Raw genomic sequence first — 19,089 nt, 5'->3', positions numbered from 1 at the left:
AGCACCTTGGATATACGTGCAGAAAGTCTGTCCGCGCATAAATGGCTGTTTGCACTGCCGCTTGCAGGTGCTGTACTGACCATTCTCATTTCAACCTCCATGCCGTATCAGCAGCAGGACATTCGTCCGTGGCTCGAGCACATCCCGTTTGAGTGGCTGCAGCCTTATGTGTCTGTGCCGTCCTTTTCCTATGGCGGGGATCCGGTAAGTGTAGCTGCCTCAGGTGTGGAAGGCTATGTGGAATTTTTTATCCGTAAGGCAAGCCACGTGTTTATGTTCACCGCTATATTTCTAGCGGCTCTGCTCGCCGTGTACCCGTACCGCCTGCCGTTTTGGGGAAAGCTCGCCGGGGCCTATGGGTTTGTGTTTATGTTTGCCATGCTTGACGAGTTCCGGCAGCACTTCAGCCCGGACAGGCACGGCATGTGGCAGGATGTTGCTCTCGACATGACCGGAGTGTCCGCTGCGGCGGTGATTGTTGTTTTGTGCTGGCTGTGGAGGTACGGCTCGCGGTTTATGTAAAAAGTCCCCTGCAGAGGAGTGCGGGGGACTTTGTTTATGAAAGAGAGGGTAATGCGGGGAGATAAAGCGAGGGGAAAAACTGCTACATGCCGGCAGGAAAAGGCTCAGTGCTTAAGCCGATGCTTTCCGGCGGAGCGTCAGAAGCGCCTGGCTGCAGCTTTAAAAACCGGACGTCTTCAGCGTTTACTTCAACCACCTGTACGCGCTTGTTGTCCTTGTTGTCGTACAGACGTGTATTAATTCTTCCTTTCACACCGACCATAGCGCCTTTGTGGCAGTATTCGCACGTTGTTTCCGCCTGGCGCCGCCATACGGTGACAGGCACGAAATCGGCGTCGTATTCCCCTTCCTGGTTGCGAAAGGACCGCTGAACAGCAAGGGTGAAGTTGCATACCGGGGTGCCGTCCTTCGTATAGGTTAATTCGGGATCGCGGGTGAATCTGCCGACAAGTGTCACCTGGTTAAACATGTAATCACTCCTGAATAGTTAGTGGGTCTGGGTTACAGACGTGTGGTATAAAAATTGGTGAAAGTATTCATGTCTTGGAGAAGGAAAAAAGGCAAGAGTGCGTTCGAGGGATAAAAAGGGATGTCTCGGGGCGTACTCGGGCTGCGGGGCAAGGTAGTCCCGTGCGCTGCACCACCGGTACGAGCCGGGGTAGGGGTGACTCAGCTTCTCAGAGGGAAGCAGGTGTATCCGGCGGCTCTGTTCAAAAAAGGACGTTTCGTCCGGGAGAAGTTCGGAATGGTAACGGGCCTGGAAAACAGGGCCGCGGGTGTCGTAATGGCGCCGGTAGTGCATGGCATAGGATGCATGCAGCTCCCGCATAATGGTGGAGATGGAGACGTACGTGGATTCGGCCAGCAGATGAATGCTGTCCGGAAGCAGACAGTAGGCGTGAAGGTCGAGCTTCGTGGTATTGATTACTTTAGCTAATAAGTATACGTATTGTTTATAGTCTTTTTCGTCGGGAAATAAGGTGCGGTTGGAAGCCCCAGCTGCAGTAATGTAATAGACGGTGCCAGGAAACCAAAGGCGTTCTTCCCGGGGCACGGGCATACACCTCTTTCGCTAAAAATTTGTAGGGAATATTTCACCAAGAGGAGGGGGTTGGTGAAAATAAGGCCGCAGACAGGGCCTTGGGAGCAGAAAAAACGCGGTTGCGCCTCCTTTCGTGTTAGAATATAACTACTATACCATATATTCCAACAAAAGGAAGAAGCAGAATGTGACAACACTTTGGGAGCCCTGCCCGGCCTTTGGAAAATTTAAGCAGGATGATTTTATCCCATGTATTTGTATTTCCCATTCGTTATGGTATGTTGAATACAGCTTAATTTGTCTTGTATTTAACATGCGTGCAAGGCACGCATCACAGTTATCAAGGAGGAAAAAAGATGAAAGTACGTAAAGCTATTATCCCGGCCGCAGGGCTTGGAACGCGTTTTCTGCCGGCTACAAAGGCGCAGCCAAAGGAAATGCTTCCGATCGTGGACAAACCCACTATTCAATACATAGTAGAAGAAGCGATTGCTGCCGGCATTGAAGACATTATTATTGTAAGCGGACGCGGCAAGCGCGCGATTGAGGATCACTTCGACGTTTCGTATGAGCTCGAGCAGACGCTTGAAAAGAAAAACAAAACGAAGCAGCTTGAAGAGGTCCAGCAGATCTCCAACATGGCAAATATCCACTACATCCGCCAGAAGGAGCCGAAGGGCCTCGGCCATGCCATCTGGTGCGCCCACCGTTTTATCGGGGACGAGCCGTTTGCCGTACTTCTTGGGGATGACATTGTGCATTCGGACGAGCCGTGCATGAAGCAGCTGACAGACGTCTTTGATAAATACCAGAGCTCGGTCGTCGGTGTCCAGCAGGTTCCGGACCAGGACGTTTCCAAGTACGGCATCATCGATCCGAAAAGCGAGGAAGAAGCCGGCGTGCACAAGGTCCAGGGCTTAAAGGAGAAGCCTGACCTTGCGGATGCGCCGTCCAACTATGCAGTAATGGGACGCTACGTTCTGACACCGGAAATCTTCGACATTCTCGAAACGCTGCCGCCCGGCTCCGGCAATGAGATCCAGCTGACGGATGCCATTACAAAGCTGAATGAAAGCCAGGACGTGCTGGCGTATGAATTTGACGGTGTGCGCTACGATGTCGGTGATAAGTTCGGCTTTGTTAAAGCGACGATCGACTTCGCGCTCGACCGGGAAGATCTGCGCGGGCCGCTCGAGGATTACCTGCAGAATAATATTCTGCAAAAAGAAACGGACAAAAAATAATCATACTGAATGAAAAGCCGACGGGCCAGTACCCGGCGGCTTTTTTGCGTAAAAAAAGAGCCCGATTTGGGCTCCTTCGTTACGCGTTGTCTTCATTCTGTTTCTTTTTAATCGGATATGCTCTCCATTTGGAAAGGTTGATTTCCTCTTTTTTCAGCAGACGGTGCGGAAAAACAAACGTCCATGGCCGGCTTGAAAATGGCTGCACGGCAAAGTCGTCGAGCTTAAATCCGCCCCGGGCAATGACCTCTTCGTGCGCATCCTCCACCTGCAGCGGCACGTTGTCGAGCTTGAGCTCATTGTTGCCCCCGTTGCGGATGAGAAGCGTTACATGGAGGTCCCCGTTTTCCGACTGCACGGCACGCATGCCCATGAAGTTGACCTCACCGGGACGCGGTGGCTTCATGTCGCGGATCATGTCCTTCAGCTTGTCCACCTGCTGGTCGCTGAGCGCATTCTTCCAGCTGTCGGCAAGATCAAGATGGTGTTCGCGCTTTGGTTTTTCCACGTGAAAGCCGATTTTCCATCCGTCTTTAGGAAGCTCCTGCTGGAGCTGTTCCTTAGGAGCGAAATAAAAGTTCCACGGCCGGGCGCTTCTTGGCGGAATGTCGCCGACGCCGCTTAAATCCACTTTCTTTTTCGCGATTACCTGGTTGTCATTACTCATCAGAAGCACCGTGGACTGCTTCAAACGGATGGCTTTTTCTGCGCCGTTGCGGATAAAGGCGGTGACAAGCATCAGTCCGTTTTCATCCCGCTGTGCGCTTATGCCTGATAGAGCGACCTGTCCGGGCTTCAGCCGGGGTGCTTCCCCGTTTAAAAAGCGGAGGTAGTATTCATCCTCCTCCGGAATTTCGGCGTCCGGATGCAGGCTGAGAGTCGTTTCCACGGTCTGTCCGCTGTCATCGTGTGCTTCGTCTATGATTTCCTCATCCGCCGGGGTCTGGTCTGCCAGTTCGTCTGGTTTAACAGCGTCACCCTGGGACGATTGCTTTTTTTTACCGAATAAAGCCATACTTTTTCACCCTTTTATAAATGTCATAGTTATAAAGTTTGTTGTATAAATGTACTGGCGTTAAAGATAGTCTGTACGTCCTTACAGTATATCATTCTGCCGAAGGACTTTTAAGGGGAATCTCCAAATGCAAGTTAATATTCCCGCAGGCCTTTTTCCTGTACAATTAATACATACGAGTAAAACAAACAATAAATGAGCAAATAGAGGAGTTATGCACATGAAGAGTCTGGTTGGTACGGCGGTGTTGTTGGCTCTGTTGGCAGCGTTCGTAGTTTACAGCCCGGCGGATTCTCCCTGGAGCGGGGTTCAGGACCGTCTCGAGGAAGCAGGCGACACGACATACGAGGGCACGGAGACGCAGGGCGAACGAATGGCCCTGTTTTTATCCAATCTGCTCGGGGAAAACCTGCAGGCGGATGAAACGAGCGGAGGCGCTCCAGAGGCTGGCACTGTGGAAACGGAAGTGCCTGAAGGAACAGGAGACTGGGAGGTTGCAGGCGTGAGTCTTGGAGACAGCCTTGAAGAAGTGGAAGCGGTACGCGGGGAAGCGAAGGACGTGCAGGCCGGCAGCTATTCGTTCGACTGGCATATTTATTACGACAGTGATTATGAGCAGTACGCCCAGTACGGGATTGAGGACGGACGCGTAGTGGCACTTTATTCCAACCAGCAGACGTGGCAGGACGGTGAAGGAAACGGCTGGGGCACCGGGCGCAATGTTATTCAGGATACGTACGGGGAATCTATGGAGACAGTAACCCGCGGAAACATCCGCACGGAAACGGATGAACAGCAGCAGGGCGTCTACGAGGTGGAGGAAGGCTTTGCGACCTTTTTCTATGACGTCCATGAAGAAAACAGGGTGAACGCCCTGCTTTTGGTGGATAAAGAGGTGGAAAGAGCTTCTTCCTTTTATGCCGAAGGGTCCGAAGAAACGCGGGATTCGTATGAGCGGCTCGTATGGCACTTGACCAACGCCCAGCGTGTGCAGCTTGGCCGGGACACGCTTGCCTACAATGAGCCGGTGGCAGCTGTTGCAAGAGCGCACAGTGAAAACATGGCTGAAAATCAGTTTTTCGATCACGTAAATCCGGAGGGTCAGTCTCCGTTTGACCGCCTGGAACAGGACGGTATCCGCTACGTACAGGCTGCTGAAAATATCGCCTCCGGCCAACGGGCGCCGCTGTATGCCACGGCCGGATGGCTGAATTCGTATGAAGGGCACCGCGAAGCGATGCTAGGCAATTACGATGGTCTCGGAGTCGGAGTGGCATTTGACGACGAAAACCGTCCGTTTTATACGCAGAATTTTGTTAGTCCAAGCAGGGAGTGATGGATGAATGCCGGCAAATATAGTGGTTGTTGGAAGTATTAATATGGATCTGGTCACCACAGCGGAACGTATGCCTTCCCGGGGAGAAACAATTCTCGGGGAGGGCTTTCATACATATTATGGCGGGAAAGGGGCCAATCAGGCCGTGGCCGCTGCCCGCCTCGGTGCCCGTGTGTCGATGGTCGGAGCGGTTGGGAGCGATGCTTTCGGCACAGAATATCTGGAGCATTTGCAAACCGAGGACATCAATACAGAGCATGTCCGCATGCGTCCAGACCTTGCGAGCGGTGTGGCCGTAATTATTGTATCTGAAGGAGACAATTGCATTATTGTGACCCCGGGGGCGAACGCCACGGTCAGTCCTGATGATATCGAAGAAAGCCGGTCGCTCCTGAAAGAGGCGGACGCAGTGCTCGTACAGCTTGAAATCCCAGCGCCGGCTGTGGAGAAGGTGCTTCAAACCGCTGAGGAGGAGCAGACCCCGGTTATTCTAAATCCGGCGCCAATGCAGCCGCTGTCCCCGGAGTATTGGGGTAAAGCCTCCTATCTGACACCGAACGAGCAGGAGTTTGAACAGCTGCGGAACGAGTACCCGGCAATTGCCGGCCGCCGTGAAAATGTAGTAGTCACAAAGGGGGCGGCGGGAGCATCCATTATCCGGGCAGATGGCAGCGAGGCCGTTATTCCGGTACGGACGGCGGACGTGCGGGACACCACAGGGGCAGGTGACACCTTTAATGGAGCGTTTGCAACAGCCGTGGCCGAAGGGATGCCGCTTGAAGAGGCCTGCCGTTTTGCCAATGCTGCCTCGGCGCTTTCAGTCGAAAAGGAAGGAGCCCAGAGCGGCATGCCGCTGCGCTCGCAGATCGAAGGCGGGGACCTTTAATATGTATGCAGAAGTGAATGTAGAATAACTGGCAAAATATGATACAATAAAATTTGGCAATAACGCTTAAACAATAAGCAGTCATTCACGGGTATGATAGAACGAAAATACATAAATTAAAGGTTGGGAAGATGTATGAAGCTAACAGTAGTAGGCACCGGCTATGTGGGTCTTGTATCAGGGACGAGCTTTGCAGAGCTTGGCAATGACGTAATCTGTGTGGATAAAATTCCGGAAAAGGTGGACCGGTTGAACAATGGGGAGATCCCGATTTATGAGCCGGGGCTGAAAGAGCTGGTGGACTCAAACCGGGCAGCGGGACGTCTGCAGTTTACGACAGAGCTGAAGCCTGCCGTACAGGCATCAGACGTGGTGGTTATTGCTGTCGGGACGCCCGAGTCGGAAACGGGGGCTGCCAACATGTCCTACGTGTACGGCGTGGCGGACGAAATCGGGGAAGCGGTAAATGATGATAAATTCCGCGTCGTAGTGAATAAATCGACAGTACCGGTAGGGACTGCAGACCGCGTGCGCAGACTGATTGCAGACAAAAATCCGGAGGCACAGATCGAAGTATGCTCGGTGCCGGAATTTCTCCGGGAAGGATCAGCTGTGAAGGATACATTCAATCCTGACCGCGTCATTATCGGTACAAATTCCGAGAAGGCAGCAGGCATTTTAACAGAGCTGCACCAGCCGCTTACAGACAACATCGTCGTGACGGATCCACGCAGCTCCGAAATGATCAAATACGCCTCCAACGCCTTTCTTGCCACGAAGATCTCTTTTGTGAATGAAGTGGCGAACATCTGCGATTACTACGGGGCAGATATCAATGCGGTTACACGCGGGATGGGAATGGACAACCGGATCGGTCCGAAGTTTTTGAACGCGGGAATCGGCTACGGCGGCTCCTGCTTCCCGAAGGATGTCAAAGCGATCAAGCATCTGGCAGAGGTGAAAGGATACTATCCGCAGCTGCTGCAGGCCGTCAATGACGTGAATGAAAAGCAGAGCCTGCGCATGGTGGACCACCTGAATGTGATTTTTAACGAAGACATCCGCAATATTACAGTGGCTCTTCTCGGACTGGCGTTCAAGCCGAACACAGACGATATGCGGGAAGCCCCGTCACTGAAAATCATCCGTTCGCTTCAGGAATACGGGGTGAAGGTGCGTGCCTTTGACCCGGTAGCAGAGGACAATGCCAAACAGCTGCTCGAGGGAGATATCTACTTTGCAGAAAGCGCGCTGGATGCCTGCGAGGGCGCAGATGCGGCGATGCTTGTGACAGAGTGGGAGGAATGCCTGCAGGTAACGCCGGAGAAATTAAAAAGCATTATGAACAAGCCGGTCATGATTGACGGCAGAAATGCATTTGAAGCCAGGGAATTTAAAGAAGCCGGCTTTATTTATCACGGCATCGGCCGGAAATAGTCATAGAAAAGCCCGGAAGGAGAAGAAACTCCTTTCGGGCTTTTTTGTGCTGAAAAACGTGTGTTTACGGTGTTGTTTCCTCGTAGCTTCCCTCTTCGGCCGGAGCTTCTTCGTATGACTCCTCTTCAGCCGGTACTTCTTCTTCCGTCGCCGGCTCCTCATAGGATTCCTCCGCCGGAGCTTCTTCTTCTGTCGCCGGCTCCTCGTAGGACTCTTCCACCGGCGCTTCTTCCTCTGGCGCCGGAGCTTCCTCATACGATTCTTCCTCTGCAGGCACTTCTTCCTCAGCAGCAGGTTCTTCGTACGATTCTTCCACGGGCGCCTCTTCTTCGGCAGCCGGCTCCTCATAGGATTCTTCAGCCGGAGCTTCTTCAACAGCAGGCGCTTCATTGTTCACCTGCGTGCCAGGGAGGGCCAGCGGTTCTTCAGAAGCCGGAAGGTCGAGCTGCTTGCGCAGGTTGTTGGACGTTTCGAGCGTTTTCTCCGGGTCAAGCTGGTAGTAATAAATGCCGTTGATCGTCGTGTCTGACCCCCGCAGCTGACTGGAATCAATTTCGTTTAACGAATCGGCGTACTGCTGCAGAGCGATCATGTTACCGAACGTAAAGTTGGTGCTGACATTTTCACTGACGCTGTCAAAGACGTCATCATAGTTGTCGATGGATTCGATGGAGCCGGCTTTTTTGATCAGGCTCTCCAACACTTCCTGCTGACGTTCGCCACGTCCAAGGTCACCCCGTGGGTCCTCTTTTCTCATCCGCACGTATTTCAGCGCTTCTTCGCCGTTCAGCGTTGCCGGTCCTTCTTCAAACTCTGTTCCTTCCTCCGTGAAATCAAACGGTACGTCGACGTCGACGCCGTCCAGGTCATTGATAATGTCGGTGAAAGCCGCGAAATCTGATTTCACGTAATAGTCAATTGGAATGTTGAGTGTATTTTCCACGGACTGGACGGCCAGGTCGGTGCCGCCGTAAGCATTGGCGTGCGCGATTTTATTCTCACCGTCTCCTTCAATGTTTACGAGCGAGTCTCTTGGAATACTCACAAGCTTCACTTTTTTGGAGTCCTTGTTGAATGTACCGACGACCATCGCGTCGGAGCGTCCGTCCATGGATCCATTTTCACGGTCATCCACTCCAAGGAATAAAACCGAGAAGCTGTCCTCCGAGGGATCAACAGCCTGATCCCGGAGGTCCGATTTTTCGCCGCGTTCGAGCTCTTCCTCGGTATCAGCGGATACGCTGTTCAACTGCTGGAGAAAGTAGGCGGAAGCTCCTCCGGCAAGCAGAAGAAAAAGCAATGCCACGATGGCTGTGGTTTTCCAGATGAAGGATTTCTTTCTTCTTTTACGAAGGTTTCTCCGTTGAGACGTTGAGCTTGGCATGGGGGCACTTCTCCTTTAGATTGTATAATGATCTTAGTATAGAAAACGGCAGAAAGCGTCTGCGGATACGCTTTATATAAAAATCAGCTGAAATGGGAGCATTTTGAAAAATATTGTATTCTTTCATTGTAGCCGAGGCAGAAACGATAGTAAACAAAATAAAAAACCGGCACGAAAACTATTTCTGTGCCGGACACGCATTTGACACGGGCCGCTTCGTATTACCGGGGAAATAAATGGAAGACTACGAAGGTTCGTCGGTTTCCACGAAGGCCTGTTTTCCTTCTTCAATGCCGGCCTGTCCGCTGCTTATGTTTACAAGCCACTCCCGGCACGTTTCCGTCTCTTCGGCAGGAGCGTAAAGATGAAGCTTCACCTGCTCTTCGTAGTCAATGGCATCGAGAATATAGGAAGACTTCCGGGCTTCGTATTCCAGCTTGCCGAGCAGGCTGTAGTCCGCGGAGACTATGAGCTCCTGCATCAGTGTACGGCGCACGATGCCGATATGATTCAGTGCCTCGGAAACCGAGGAGCCGTAGGCGCGGATGAGACCGCCGGCGCCGAGCTTTATACCGCCGAAGTAGCGGGTGACAACGACGGCGGTGTCCTTCAGCTCCCGCTTTTTCAGCACCTCGAGCATCGGTACCCCAGCGGTGCCGTTCGGCTCACCGTCATCATTGGCCTTTTGAATATGGTCCTGCTCGCCGATCAAATACGCCGAACAGTTGTGGGCGGCGTTCCAGTGCTCTTTTTTTATCTGCTCAATGAACGAATGAGCGGTTACTTCGTCCTCTGCGCGGGTAATATGGGTAATGAAGCGTGATTTATTTATGGTAAATTCATGATGTCCGCTCTGTTTAATGGTACGATATGAAGTAAGCATACGGTAACATTCCTCCTAGGTAATGTTATTACCGTATAATATGATTGTAATGGTTGCAACATTTTGGCCAGTATATAACAGGAAATGGGCGAAAATGAAACAAAATAAGAGGTAAATATGTAAATTTGTGATTTTTCATTACATAGCGGAATAGGTCCAAACGAATATGCTAAACTATTCATGAACCGTTCCAAACGGTATTGAAAATTCGCAGGCAAGTATAGAGGGTGATGGTGGCCTTGCGAAACGCAGCAGACTTAGATCAAATTATTGACCAAATGCTTCAGACAGTAGAGAAAAGCAAAGAAGAAATTTTTGAGATCAGTGAAACCTCCAGAAAAGAACTTCACACACTCCAGGAAGAGTTGAAGGAAATACAGGAACACATTTCGGAAACGATTGAACGCTCCGATCAGCTGGAGGTTGAAGCCAGGGTCGCAAGGAACCAGCTGGCAGAGGTAAGCAAACGGTTTCGGCAGTTCAGTGATGAAGAAGTGCAGAAGGTGTATGAAAAAGCCAACGAATCGCAGGTAAATCTCGCTGTGGTGCGTCAGGAGGAAAAACGCCTCCGCGACCGCAGGGACAATATCGAACGCCGCCTGATTCAACTGGATGAAACCATTGAACGGGCTGAAACGCTTGTTTCCCAGGTAGGCATTGTGTATAACTTTCTTGCCGGCGATCTTCAGGACGTCGGGGAATTTGTCGAAAATGCCCGGGAAAAGCATGAGTTCGGCCTGCAGATCATTGAAGCGCAGGAGGACGAGCGTAAGCGGGTGGCGCGTGAAATTCACGACGGCCCGGCGCAGACGCTCGCGCACGTACTGCTCCGATCGGAGCTTGTGGAGAAAATCTCCCGTGAAAAAAGCGCGGAGGAAGCGATCCAGGAGTTCCGGGAGCTGCGTGTCCTGATCCGCTCAAGCCTCGGGGAGGTACGCAGAATTATTTACGACCTGCGGCCGATGGCGATTGATGACCTTGGCCTCGTACCGACGCTGCAAAAGTACCTGCGCCACCTTGAGGACAACACGGGCATGGTGACAGAGTTTACCACGAAGGGGAAAGAAGCAAGAGTCGCCCCGAACCTTGAGATCGGACTGTTCCGCATTGTACAGGAGGCGGCCCAGAATGCCTACAAGCACGCCAAACCGGAGCTTCTCCGGGTGCAGCTCGAACAGCGGCCGACGAGCATTACGATTTTAATCAAGGATGACGGCAAAGGGTTCGACGTGCAAAAGGAACGGGACAAATCGTTCGGTCTTCTCGGAATGAGAGAGCGTGTGAACGCGCTGGGCGGGGAGCTGACGATTGACTCCGTTGTCGGCCAGGGCACGAGAGTAAAAGTGTTTGTGCCGGTTCATTAAAACAAAGGACTGCATTAAATAACCAAAAGATAAGTGAAGCGAAGAAAGGATGAGAACGTATGCAAGAACGTATCGATGAAAAAATCAAATTGCTGTTAATTGATGACCATCAGCTTTTCCGTGAAGGCGTCAAACGCATTCTGGATATGGAAGAAAACTTTGAGATTGTTGCAGAAGGCAGTGACGGAGAAGAAGCGTTTGCTCTTGTCAACGATTATCATCCGGACGTTGTGCTGATGGATATCAATATGCCGGGTGTGAACGGCGTCGAAGCGACCAAGACGCTGATCGAGCGCCACCCGGATTTGAAGGTGCTTATTCTGAGCATCCATGACGATGAGTCGTATGTAACGCACGTGCTGAAAACAGGAGCTTCCGGCTACCTGCTGAAGGAAATGGATGCCGACGCCCTGATTGAAGCAGTGAAGGTTGTCGGCTCCGGCGGCGCCTATATTCATCCGAAGGTGACGCAGAACCTGATTAACGAATACCGCCGGCTCGCCCATGAAGGCGACGATCACGGTGCGGACGATACCGAAATCGGCTACAAAGAAGTGGAATACCGTAAGCCGCTCCACATTCTGACGCGCCGCGAGTGCGAAGTGCTTCAGCTGATGACGGACGGCTACAGCAACCGGATGATCGGTGAGTCGCTCTATATCAGTGAAAAAACGGTGAAAAACCACGTGAGTAACATCCTGCAGAAAATGAATGTGAACGACCGTACGCAGGCGGTTGTCGAATCCATCAAAAAGGGCTGGGTAAAAGTCCGCTAAATAAGCAAAGGCTGCCGGTGTGATATCGGCAGCTTTTTTGCGCTTTGGCATTGACTTCCGGCAGGAAGTCCGTAAAATGAAAGCGAACTCATACATGCCTGCTACAGACAGAACGAAAGGAGAGGGCCTGTTTGCCAAATATTGCCGTAGTTACCGACAGCACCTCGTACCTGACCCCGGAAGAGCTCAAGCAGTGGAACATTCACGAAATCCCGCTCAACGTGGTGGTGAATGAAGAAACAATGCCGGAGACGGACTGGGACGCTGCAACGTATTTCCAGACGATGAGAAATTCGGAAACGCTTCCGACCACATCCCAGCCGTCGCCGGGGAAAATGGAGGACCTTTACCGGGAGCTTGCCCGTGAGGCCGATGACATTATTTCGATTCATTTAAGCAGCGGAATCAGCGGGACGCACCAGACAGCTGTGGCTGTTGCTGCGGACCTTGAAGACACCGTTCGTGTGCACTGCTACGACTCGGAGATCAGCGCCCGGGCCCAGGGCTATTATGTATTGACTGCCGCCCGGATGGCTTCTGAAGGATACAGTGTAGCGGACATTTTTGCCGAGCTTGATAAAATTAAAGAAACGATGCGAGCGTATTTTATCGTCGAAGACCTGCGTCATCTGCAGCGGGGCGGCCGTCTGAGCGGGGCGCAGGCAATGGTTGGCAGTATGCTGCGCATCAAGCCGGTGCTCGAATTTACCGATAAAAAGATTGTGCCGTATGAAAAAGTACGCACATCCAAAAAAGCGCTCGCCCGTATTCAGTCCCTCTTTTTGGAGGAAGCGGCCAAAGGCCCGCTTGAAGCGAGCGTCCTCCATGCAAACGCAGAAGAGGCCGGGGAAGCCTTCCGCCGGCAGCTGCAGGAAGCCTCACCGGAATCCCGGATTGTTCTCGAACACCTCGGCCCGGTAATTGGCACCCATCTTGGTGAAAACGCCATCGGGCTCGCCTGGTACCGTCCTGACGCCCTCTCCAGGTAATTCCGGCGGCCTTCCAGGCCGCCTCCTCTTTTTAACCCTCCCACGAAAGGAACCATCTCCCATGAATATGATATCCACCTGGTTTACCGGCAGCAAACGGCCGGACTCAGCTTTTCCTTCCTTTTCCCCTGTTTCTGAACCTTCTACTACTATCTTACCTGATTATGAACAGATGCAGGCTCACTGCAGCGGCCGGGCGCTTCTCGCGCAGGAGCTGCCGTACGATCAAAAAATCATCGATATTTACGTGCAGGCAGGAATGCTGAAGGAGGTGCCCGGCATTACGCAGCAGGGCTCTTTTTGGCGATGCCTGCGCTGCAGCAATCAAACCCCCGGCCTGTTCGGCGCGCATGCATGTATCTGCGGCCGAAAACGGTGTTTCTACTGCCGTGAGTGTCTCGAAATGGGGCGGGTGTCGGTCTGCACGCCGCTCTACTGCTGGACGGGAGCCGATGCGGCTCCGGTATTTCCTGATCCGCTTGCATGGGATGGCCGGCTGTCTTCCGGACAGGAGCGGGCGTCCCGTGCCGCGATAGAGGCCGGCAGGCGGAAGCAGGAGCTGTACATCTGGGCGGTATGCGGCGCGGGTAAAACCGAAATGATGTTTCAGGCGGTGGCCGGGGCACTTGCCCGGGGTGAACGGGTGTTATGGGCAACACCGCGGACGGATGTCGTGCGTGAGCTGTACCCGCGTCTTGCGGGCGTGTTTCCCGACGTGCCGGCTGCAGCATGGTATGCCGGCAGTCCCGATGCACGGCCGAAGGCGCGTCTTGTTCTCGCAACGGCGCACCAGGCGCGCCGGTTTAAGGGCGCCTTTGACTTGGCGGTCATTGACGAGGTGGACGCGTTTCCGTATGTGTTTGACCCGGGCCTCCATCAGGCCGTGCGGGAGGCATGCCGACAGGAAAAGGCGGTTATTTATTTAAGCGCCACGCCGGGAAGGAACGAACGGCGGCGGATGAAAAGCGGGGCTCTGGCGTATGCAAGGGTGCCGCGCCGGTTTCACGGACAGCCGCTTCCGGTGCCTGCGTGCCGGTGGGCCGGAAACTGGAGACTGCAGCTCTCCCGCGGGCGTCTTCCGAAGGCGCTGCTGCAGTGGTGCCGGGGGCGGAATACTGCCTATCCGCTGTTTGTGTTCGTTCCATCGGTAGCGGCTGTTCAGCCAGCGGTGGAGGCACTGCGGACGGAAGGCTTCCGCTGCGACGGCGTGCATGCTGAAGACGAAAAGCGCGAGGAAAAAATTACTGCTTTCCGGGAAGGCCAGATCGATATCCTCGTTACAACGACAATTCTGGAGCGAGGCGTGACGATTCCGAAGGCGGATGTAGCAGTACTTGGCGCCGACGATGATATTTTCACCGAAAGCGCTCTTGTGCAGATTGCCGGCCGAGCCGGACGAAATCCGGAGCGGCCCGAGGGCGATGTTGTTTTCTTTCATTACGGCCGTACGAGAGCGATGCAGCAGACGATCCGCCATGTCCATACGATGAACCGGGAGGAGGCGACGCCCAATGAATGACGGTTCTTTTTTATCCTTTGCACGCGGATACTGCCTTTCCTGCCGGGAGCGACTGCAGACGTCGTGGACGTACCATAACCTGTTTACGTGGAGGGCTGGAGAGTTGTGCGACACGTGCACCGGGCAACTGCCTGTCATTACCGGGGCGGCGTGTCCGGAGTGCTCGGCGCCGGGGCACGTGGACGCGTGTTCCGACTGCCTCAACTGGCGCGGGCGGACTAAGACTGGCAGATGGGTGAAAAACGTATCGCTGCTTCGCTACGACGACTGGATGCAGGCGTGGACGACCCGCTGGAAATTTCGCGGAGACGCGATAATGGCAGCAGCATTTTATAATGACCTTCGCCGTGCGTACCGGAAGCATTTTCGGGGCTTTGTCCCGGTTCCCATTCCGCTTGCACCCGAGCGTATGTCGGAACGCCGGTTTAATCAGGCTGAGGTGCTTGCGGCGGGTCTTCAAGTACCTTACGCTTCGGTGCTCGAACGCCCGAACGGAGAGGGCGGCAAACAAAGCAAACAGACAAAACAGGAGCGGCTGCACACTGGGCGCGGATTTACCGTGTCTGCTCCTGACAAAATTATTGGCCGGAACGTTGTGATCATTGACGACATCTACACGACCGGGGCAACGGTCCGCGAAGCGGCGGACGTTCTCGAGGCAGCGGGTGCTGTGTCCACGGCTTCGCTTACATTGATCCGTGCTTAAACTCCGGGCCGGTGGTGCCGATATAAGAAGCAACAATGAATCAAAGGAGAAACGAGCTATGGGCGAATTAAAAAACTGTCCGTCATGCGGCAATTTGTTTGTACAGGCGATCCGGGCTGTCTGTCCGGCGTGTCATCGGACGGAGGAACAGCGGTTCCAGAAGGTATACACATACGTAAGAAAAAGCAAAAACCGCCAGTCAACGATTCTGAAGGTCACTGAAGAAACCGGAGTCAGTGAGGAAGACATTTTCCGCTACATCCGTGAAGGACGCCTGAACCTGGCGCATCTGCCGAACTTCAGCTATCCGTGCGAGGGCTGCGGCGAACCGATCCGTGAGCGCCGGCTCTGCCGCACGTGCAGCGGCCGTATTTCTTCTGGGCTCGAGGCCGAGGAGAAGCAAAGAGAGTGGGAAGCCAGACAGGTTAAGGATAAACGGTCGACGTACCGGGCGTGGGAATAATAAATGAGTCAAAAAGCGTGTATGTGTGTTAAAATTTAAGTCTTAAGTACCAAGAAAATCAACGGCGGAATGACCGATATAAATAGTAACAAATCAGCCGGAGAGAACGTCCGGATGGGAGGGAATTAACAGATGAAAATTCATTCCGCGCATTCCGCTAATGCCATATACCGCAGCCAGGCCGCCCAGCAGCAGAAGCTGCCGCAGGGGGAGCAGGCAGGAAAAAAAGATTCTGTCGAAATTTCAAACGCAGCCAAAGAGATGCAGCAGTCGGAAGCGATCGACCCGGCCCGCAGGGAAAAGGTTGAACAGCTGAAAGCCCAGATTGAAAACGGCACGTACGAAGTGCGGCCGGAGCAGACGGCAAAGAAAATGCAGGACTATTGGAACAATCAGTAACAGGCCGGTAAACGGCCTGTTGATACATATACATAAAGGAGCGGTCGCATGAGCGTACAGATCATAACAGAGCAGCTGAGCGCCCTGATTGAAGAGCACCGGGTGCTGCTCGGCATGTCCGAACAGAAGACGCAGACACTGAAAACAGGTGACGCCAGCGCCCTGCAGCAGCTTGTCCGCGACGAGCGCCGCCAGGTGCAGCGTATTACCCGGATTGAGCGGGAGCGCCATCAGCAGGCTGCGGAGCTTGCAGGTGTCAGCCCGGAGGAAGCTGTATCCATTGAGGCGTTAAAGCCGCTGGCAGAGGTGGACGAGCGTACGAAGCTCGAAGCACTGCAGTACGAGCTGATTCAGGTGATGACAGCCCTGCAGCATCAGGAGGAGCTAAACCGGGCGATGCTTGAGGATGCGATAAAATACACGCAGGTGATGCTTAGTGCTATGCAGCCGCAGGAGTCGGCGCAGTACGGCCGGCAGGGTATGGCCCCGCAGCGCACGAAACGGGAATACTCGGTCTTTGATTCACGGGCATAAGCAGCAGGTACATAAAAACGAGGAGGAAAACGCATGACTTCGACATTCATGGGGCTTGAAACAGCGAAACGGGCGCTCACGGCCCAGCAGCACGCGCTGCAGACGACAGGACATAACATTGCCAATGCCAATACGCCGGGGTTCACGCGGCAGCGGGTCGACCTGCAGCAGAGTGATGCTTTTTCAAAAGCCGGCATGAACCAGCCGAGCACACCGGGCCAGATGGGCACCGGCGTGGACTCCAACACGGTCGCACGCATCCGGGACCAGTATCTTGACGTGCAGTACCGGGGCGAAAACGCGAAGCTTGGCTACTGGGAAACGAAAAACGAAAACCTTTCCCGCATGGAGGATCTCATGAATGAGCCGACCGATGAAGGCGTCGCCAATGCGATGGATGAGTTCTGGAAGTCATTGCAGGATCTGTCGGCCAACCCGGAGGACTCCGGGGCGCGTTCAGTCGTGCGCCAGCGTGGGGAAGCAATGGTGGACACCTTTTCCTACATATCCAATTCGCTGCAGGCGAACAAAACCGACCTCGACGCCCAGATTGATAATGAAACCGGCCAGTTTAACTCGCTTCTCAGCCAGATCAGCAGCGTGAACAAACAGATCGCGGGCGTGGAGCCGCACGGCAAAGTGCCAAATGACCTGTACGATGAACGCGACCGGCTGATTGACAAGCTGTCGTCTATGGCTACTGTGGAAGTGAAGCGCAATCCGAGCGGCGGAAAGGCCAACAGCAACGCCGAGGGGACCGTCGATATTTTCATGACGAGCGATACCGGCGACCGGCTGCAGAAGCTTGTAGACGGCAACGCGCTCGCGTACCAGGAGGTAAGCGTGGAGAAATCCGGCGGCCGGGAGGGTCATGTGGAAACGGTGAGCTTTGAATGGGCGAACGGCAAAGCGGGCACCAACATCCCGGACACTTCGGACAGCGCCAATGCGTTTATGCAGTCGAGCGGCAGCATGCAGGGCTTGCACGAGGCTTACGGCTACATGAACGAAGCTTCCGGTGAAGTGGAGGGCCTGTATCCGGACATGCTTGATAACATCGACACGATGGTCACCACCTTTGCGAACGCGCTGAATGAGGCCCACCGGGAAGGGTGGACGATGAACGACGTGGAAGCGGGTTCGAAGGGCGCCGGCGTTGACTTTTTCAGCTTTGACCCGGCCGTGCTTGAATCCAAGGGTGCTGCCAGTGCGCTGCGCGTGAGCGGGGACGTAAAGAACGATTTAAATAATATCGCAGCCGCTTCCGTCTCAGAAAACGGCACGGGCTATGCAGGTAACGGCTCCAACGCGCTGAACCTGGCGAATGTAAAAGATGCTGATTTAAACTTTGGCGCAGGAAACGAAAACTCCACCAGCGTGCAGCGCTTTTATCAGGGCGTGATCGGTCAGATGGCTGTTGACGCGAGTGAAGCGAAGCAGAAAACAAGCATTACCCAGTCCCTCACCTCGAGTGCCGATGAGCGCCGCATGTCGGTGAGCGGGGTGAGCATGGATGAGGAAATGGCTAACATGATCCAATTCCAGCACGCCTACAATGCAGCATCCCGGAGTGTAACGACATTCGACGAAATGCTCGACCGCATCATCAACAACATGGGTCTGGTCGGCCGTTAAGAAAAGGAGGAAACCACTATGCGAGTCACCCAGCAGATGATGACACAGCGCTCCACCGGTCACATCAGCCAGAGCTATGATCAAGTGATGAACCTGCAGGACCAGCTGTCCACCGGCAAAAAAATCACCCGTGCCTCCCAGGATCCGGTCGTTGCGATGAACGGGATGCGCTACCGCTCCCAGGTCGGGGAGGTGGAGCAGTTTGAGCGGAACGTCGGCGAAGCGCACAACTGGCTCGACTCGAGCGATGCTGCTCTCGGGGAAGCTACCCAGGTGATGCAGCGGGTGCGCGAGCTTGTCACTCAGGCGTCGAACGACACGTACGAAGGCGAACAGCGCGGCAATATTGCCAAAGAGATCAGTGAGCTGAAGGAACAGCTGATCAGCTCCGCCAATACGAAGGTCGGCGATAAATACATTTTCAACGGCTCCAATACGACGAATCCGCCGATTGATACGAATGCGACGGCAAACGGCGTAACGGCGGACAGCTTCACGGGTCACGGCGATGCGGTGGAAATGGAGCTGATGAAGGGCATTAATATCGAGGTGAGCTCAGAGCCGGGCGAGGTGTTTAACGAGCAGCTGTTTGCCGAACTCGAACAGCTGCAGGCAGATCTGGAAAATCCGGATACGACCGGCGAAGACTTGCAGGAATATCTGGGCACGCTCGATAAGCAGATGAACAGCATCGTCAATGAACGGGCCGAACTCGGCGCGCGCTCGAACCGGATCGAAATGATTGAAAGCCGGCTTGCCGACCAAAAGGTCATTTCCAACAAAATCATGTCTAACAATGAAGACGCCGATCTGGAAGAGGTCATTACCAATTTAACGAACCAGCAGACCGTGCACCAGGCGGCGCTCGCCTCGGCCGGGCGGATTATGCAGACGACACTTCTGGACTTTTTAAGATAAAATTTTATAAAATGTGGGAAAATCTGTTTTATTATGA

General features: G+C 53.7%; 20 protein-coding genes. 15 read left to right on the top strand and 5 right to left on the bottom strand.

Annotation, left to right across the window (positions count from 1 at the left end; all coding sequences use genetic code 11):
* The first annotated feature begins 6 nt into the window (after positions 1–6).
* The gene (locus ACTTK7_RS05275) at positions 7–522 is read left to right on the top strand and encodes a VanZ family protein (RefSeq protein ID WP_462866387.1); all 516 of its coding nucleotides are present in this window, start codon (positions 7–9) and stop codon (positions 520–522) included.
* A gap of 82 nt (positions 523–604) precedes the next feature.
* Here ACTTK7_RS05275 and ACTTK7_RS05270 read toward each other — a convergent pair whose 3' ends face one another.
* Together ACTTK7_RS05270 and ACTTK7_RS05265 are read right to left on the bottom strand one after the other, a co-directional pair.
* Entirely contained in the window at positions 605–991 is a 387-nt protein-coding gene (locus ACTTK7_RS05270; protein WP_091613616.1) for a single-stranded DNA-binding protein, read from the bottom strand.
* Between the two features lie 18 nt (positions 992–1,009).
* Positions 1,010–1,576, bottom strand: a complete 567-nt coding sequence (locus ACTTK7_RS05265) for a transposase (protein WP_462866385.1) — start codon at positions 1,574–1,576, stop codon at positions 1,010–1,012.
* Positions 1,577–1,920: 344 nt separating this feature from the next.
* Here ACTTK7_RS05265 and galU point away from each other — a divergent pair, with 344 nt between their 5' ends.
* Complete coding sequence (gene galU / locus ACTTK7_RS05260; RefSeq protein WP_462866383.1) at positions 1,921–2,808, top strand: UTP--glucose-1-phosphate uridylyltransferase GalU; 888 nt, start codon at positions 1,921–1,923, stop codon at positions 2,806–2,808.
* 79 nt (positions 2,809–2,887) lie between these two features.
* Here the strand turns inward: galU and ACTTK7_RS05255 are convergent, their stop codons facing one another.
* Positions 2,888–3,823, bottom strand: a complete 936-nt coding sequence (locus ACTTK7_RS05255) for an accessory Sec system S-layer assembly protein (RefSeq protein WP_462866382.1) — start codon at positions 3,821–3,823, stop codon at positions 2,888–2,890.
* Between the two features lie 220 nt (positions 3,824–4,043).
* On the opposite strand from ACTTK7_RS05255, the gene ACTTK7_RS05250 reads away from it, so the two are divergent.
* The 3 genes from ACTTK7_RS05250 (at position 4,044) to ACTTK7_RS05240 (ending at position 7,482) form a co-directional block, all read left to right on the top strand.
* Complete coding sequence (locus tag ACTTK7_RS05250) at positions 4,044–5,159, top strand: CAP domain-containing protein (protein ID WP_462866381.1); 1,116 nt, start codon at positions 4,044–4,046, stop codon at positions 5,157–5,159.
* A 7-nt stretch (positions 5,160–5,166) separates the two neighbouring features.
* On the top strand, positions 5,167–6,045 hold the full coding sequence (gene rbsK / locus ACTTK7_RS05245; protein ID WP_462866380.1) for a ribokinase: 879 nt from the start codon (positions 5,167–5,169) through the stop codon (positions 6,043–6,045).
* Between the two features lie 135 nt (positions 6,046–6,180).
* Positions 6,181–7,482, top strand: coding sequence for a UDP-glucose dehydrogenase family protein (locus ACTTK7_RS05240; RefSeq protein ID WP_462866378.1), 1,302 nt, complete (start codon positions 6,181–6,183; stop codon positions 7,480–7,482).
* A 64-nt stretch (positions 7,483–7,546) separates the two neighbouring features.
* On the opposite strand, the gene ACTTK7_RS05235 is transcribed toward ACTTK7_RS05240, so the two are convergent.
* Positions 7,547–8,866, bottom strand: a complete 1,320-nt coding sequence (locus ACTTK7_RS05235; protein ID WP_462866376.1) for an LCP family protein — start codon at positions 8,864–8,866, stop codon at positions 7,547–7,549.
* A 244-nt stretch (positions 8,867–9,110) separates the two neighbouring features.
* Positions 9,111–9,749, bottom strand: coding sequence for a YigZ family protein (locus ACTTK7_RS05230; protein WP_462866374.1), 639 nt, complete (start codon positions 9,747–9,749; stop codon positions 9,111–9,113).
* 230 nt (positions 9,750–9,979) lie between these two features.
* Here ACTTK7_RS05230 and ACTTK7_RS05225 point away from each other — a divergent pair, with 230 nt between their 5' ends.
* From ACTTK7_RS05225 to flgL, 10 genes are all read left to right on the top strand, one after another.
* On the top strand, positions 9,980–11,113 hold the full coding sequence (locus ACTTK7_RS05225; protein WP_462866443.1) for a sensor histidine kinase: 1,134 nt from the start codon (positions 9,980–9,982) through the stop codon (positions 11,111–11,113).
* Positions 11,114–11,172: 59 nt separating this feature from the next.
* Complete coding sequence (locus ACTTK7_RS05220; protein WP_462866373.1) at positions 11,173–11,889, top strand: response regulator; 717 nt, start codon at positions 11,173–11,175, stop codon at positions 11,887–11,889.
* 131 nt (positions 11,890–12,020) lie between these two features.
* Complete coding sequence (locus ACTTK7_RS05215; protein WP_462866372.1) at positions 12,021–12,878, top strand: DegV family protein; 858 nt, start codon at positions 12,021–12,023, stop codon at positions 12,876–12,878.
* Between the two features lie 61 nt (positions 12,879–12,939).
* On the top strand, positions 12,940–14,397 hold the full coding sequence (locus tag ACTTK7_RS05210) for a DEAD/DEAH box helicase (protein WP_462866370.1): 1,458 nt from the start codon (positions 12,940–12,942) through the stop codon (positions 14,395–14,397).
* A complete protein-coding gene (locus tag ACTTK7_RS05205) occupies positions 14,390–15,103 on the top strand; it encodes a phosphoribosyltransferase family protein (RefSeq protein WP_462866368.1) in 714 nt (237 codons plus the stop codon). Before ACTTK7_RS05210 ends, ACTTK7_RS05205 begins: the two co-directional genes overlap by 8 nt.
* 58 nt (positions 15,104–15,161) lie before the next feature.
* Complete coding sequence (locus ACTTK7_RS05200) at positions 15,162–15,566, top strand: TIGR03826 family flagellar region protein (protein WP_462866367.1); 405 nt, start codon at positions 15,162–15,164, stop codon at positions 15,564–15,566.
* 132 nt (positions 15,567–15,698) lie between these two features.
* On the top strand, positions 15,699–15,965 hold the full coding sequence (gene flgM / locus ACTTK7_RS05195; RefSeq protein ID WP_462866366.1) for a flagellar biosynthesis anti-sigma factor FlgM: 267 nt from the start codon (positions 15,699–15,701) through the stop codon (positions 15,963–15,965).
* Positions 15,966–16,013: 48 nt separating this feature from the next.
* Entirely contained in the window at positions 16,014–16,499 is a 486-nt protein-coding gene (locus ACTTK7_RS05190) for a flagellar protein FlgN (protein ID WP_462866365.1), read from the top strand.
* Positions 16,500–16,532: 33 nt separating this feature from the next.
* Entirely contained in the window at positions 16,533–18,134 is a 1,602-nt protein-coding gene (gene flgK, locus ACTTK7_RS05185; protein ID WP_462866364.1) for a flagellar hook-associated protein FlgK, read from the top strand.
* Positions 18,135–18,152: 18 nt separating this feature from the next.
* Positions 18,153–19,052: a flagellar hook-associated protein FlgL gene (gene flgL / locus ACTTK7_RS05180; protein ID WP_462866363.1), complete on the top strand. Its 900-nt coding sequence runs from the start codon at positions 18,153–18,155 to the stop codon at positions 19,050–19,052.
* Positions 19,053–19,089: the final 37 nt, after the last annotated feature.

Source organism: Marinococcus tarijensis (assembly GCF_054971385.1).
This window is presented reverse-complemented; position numbering and strand designations above follow the sequence as displayed.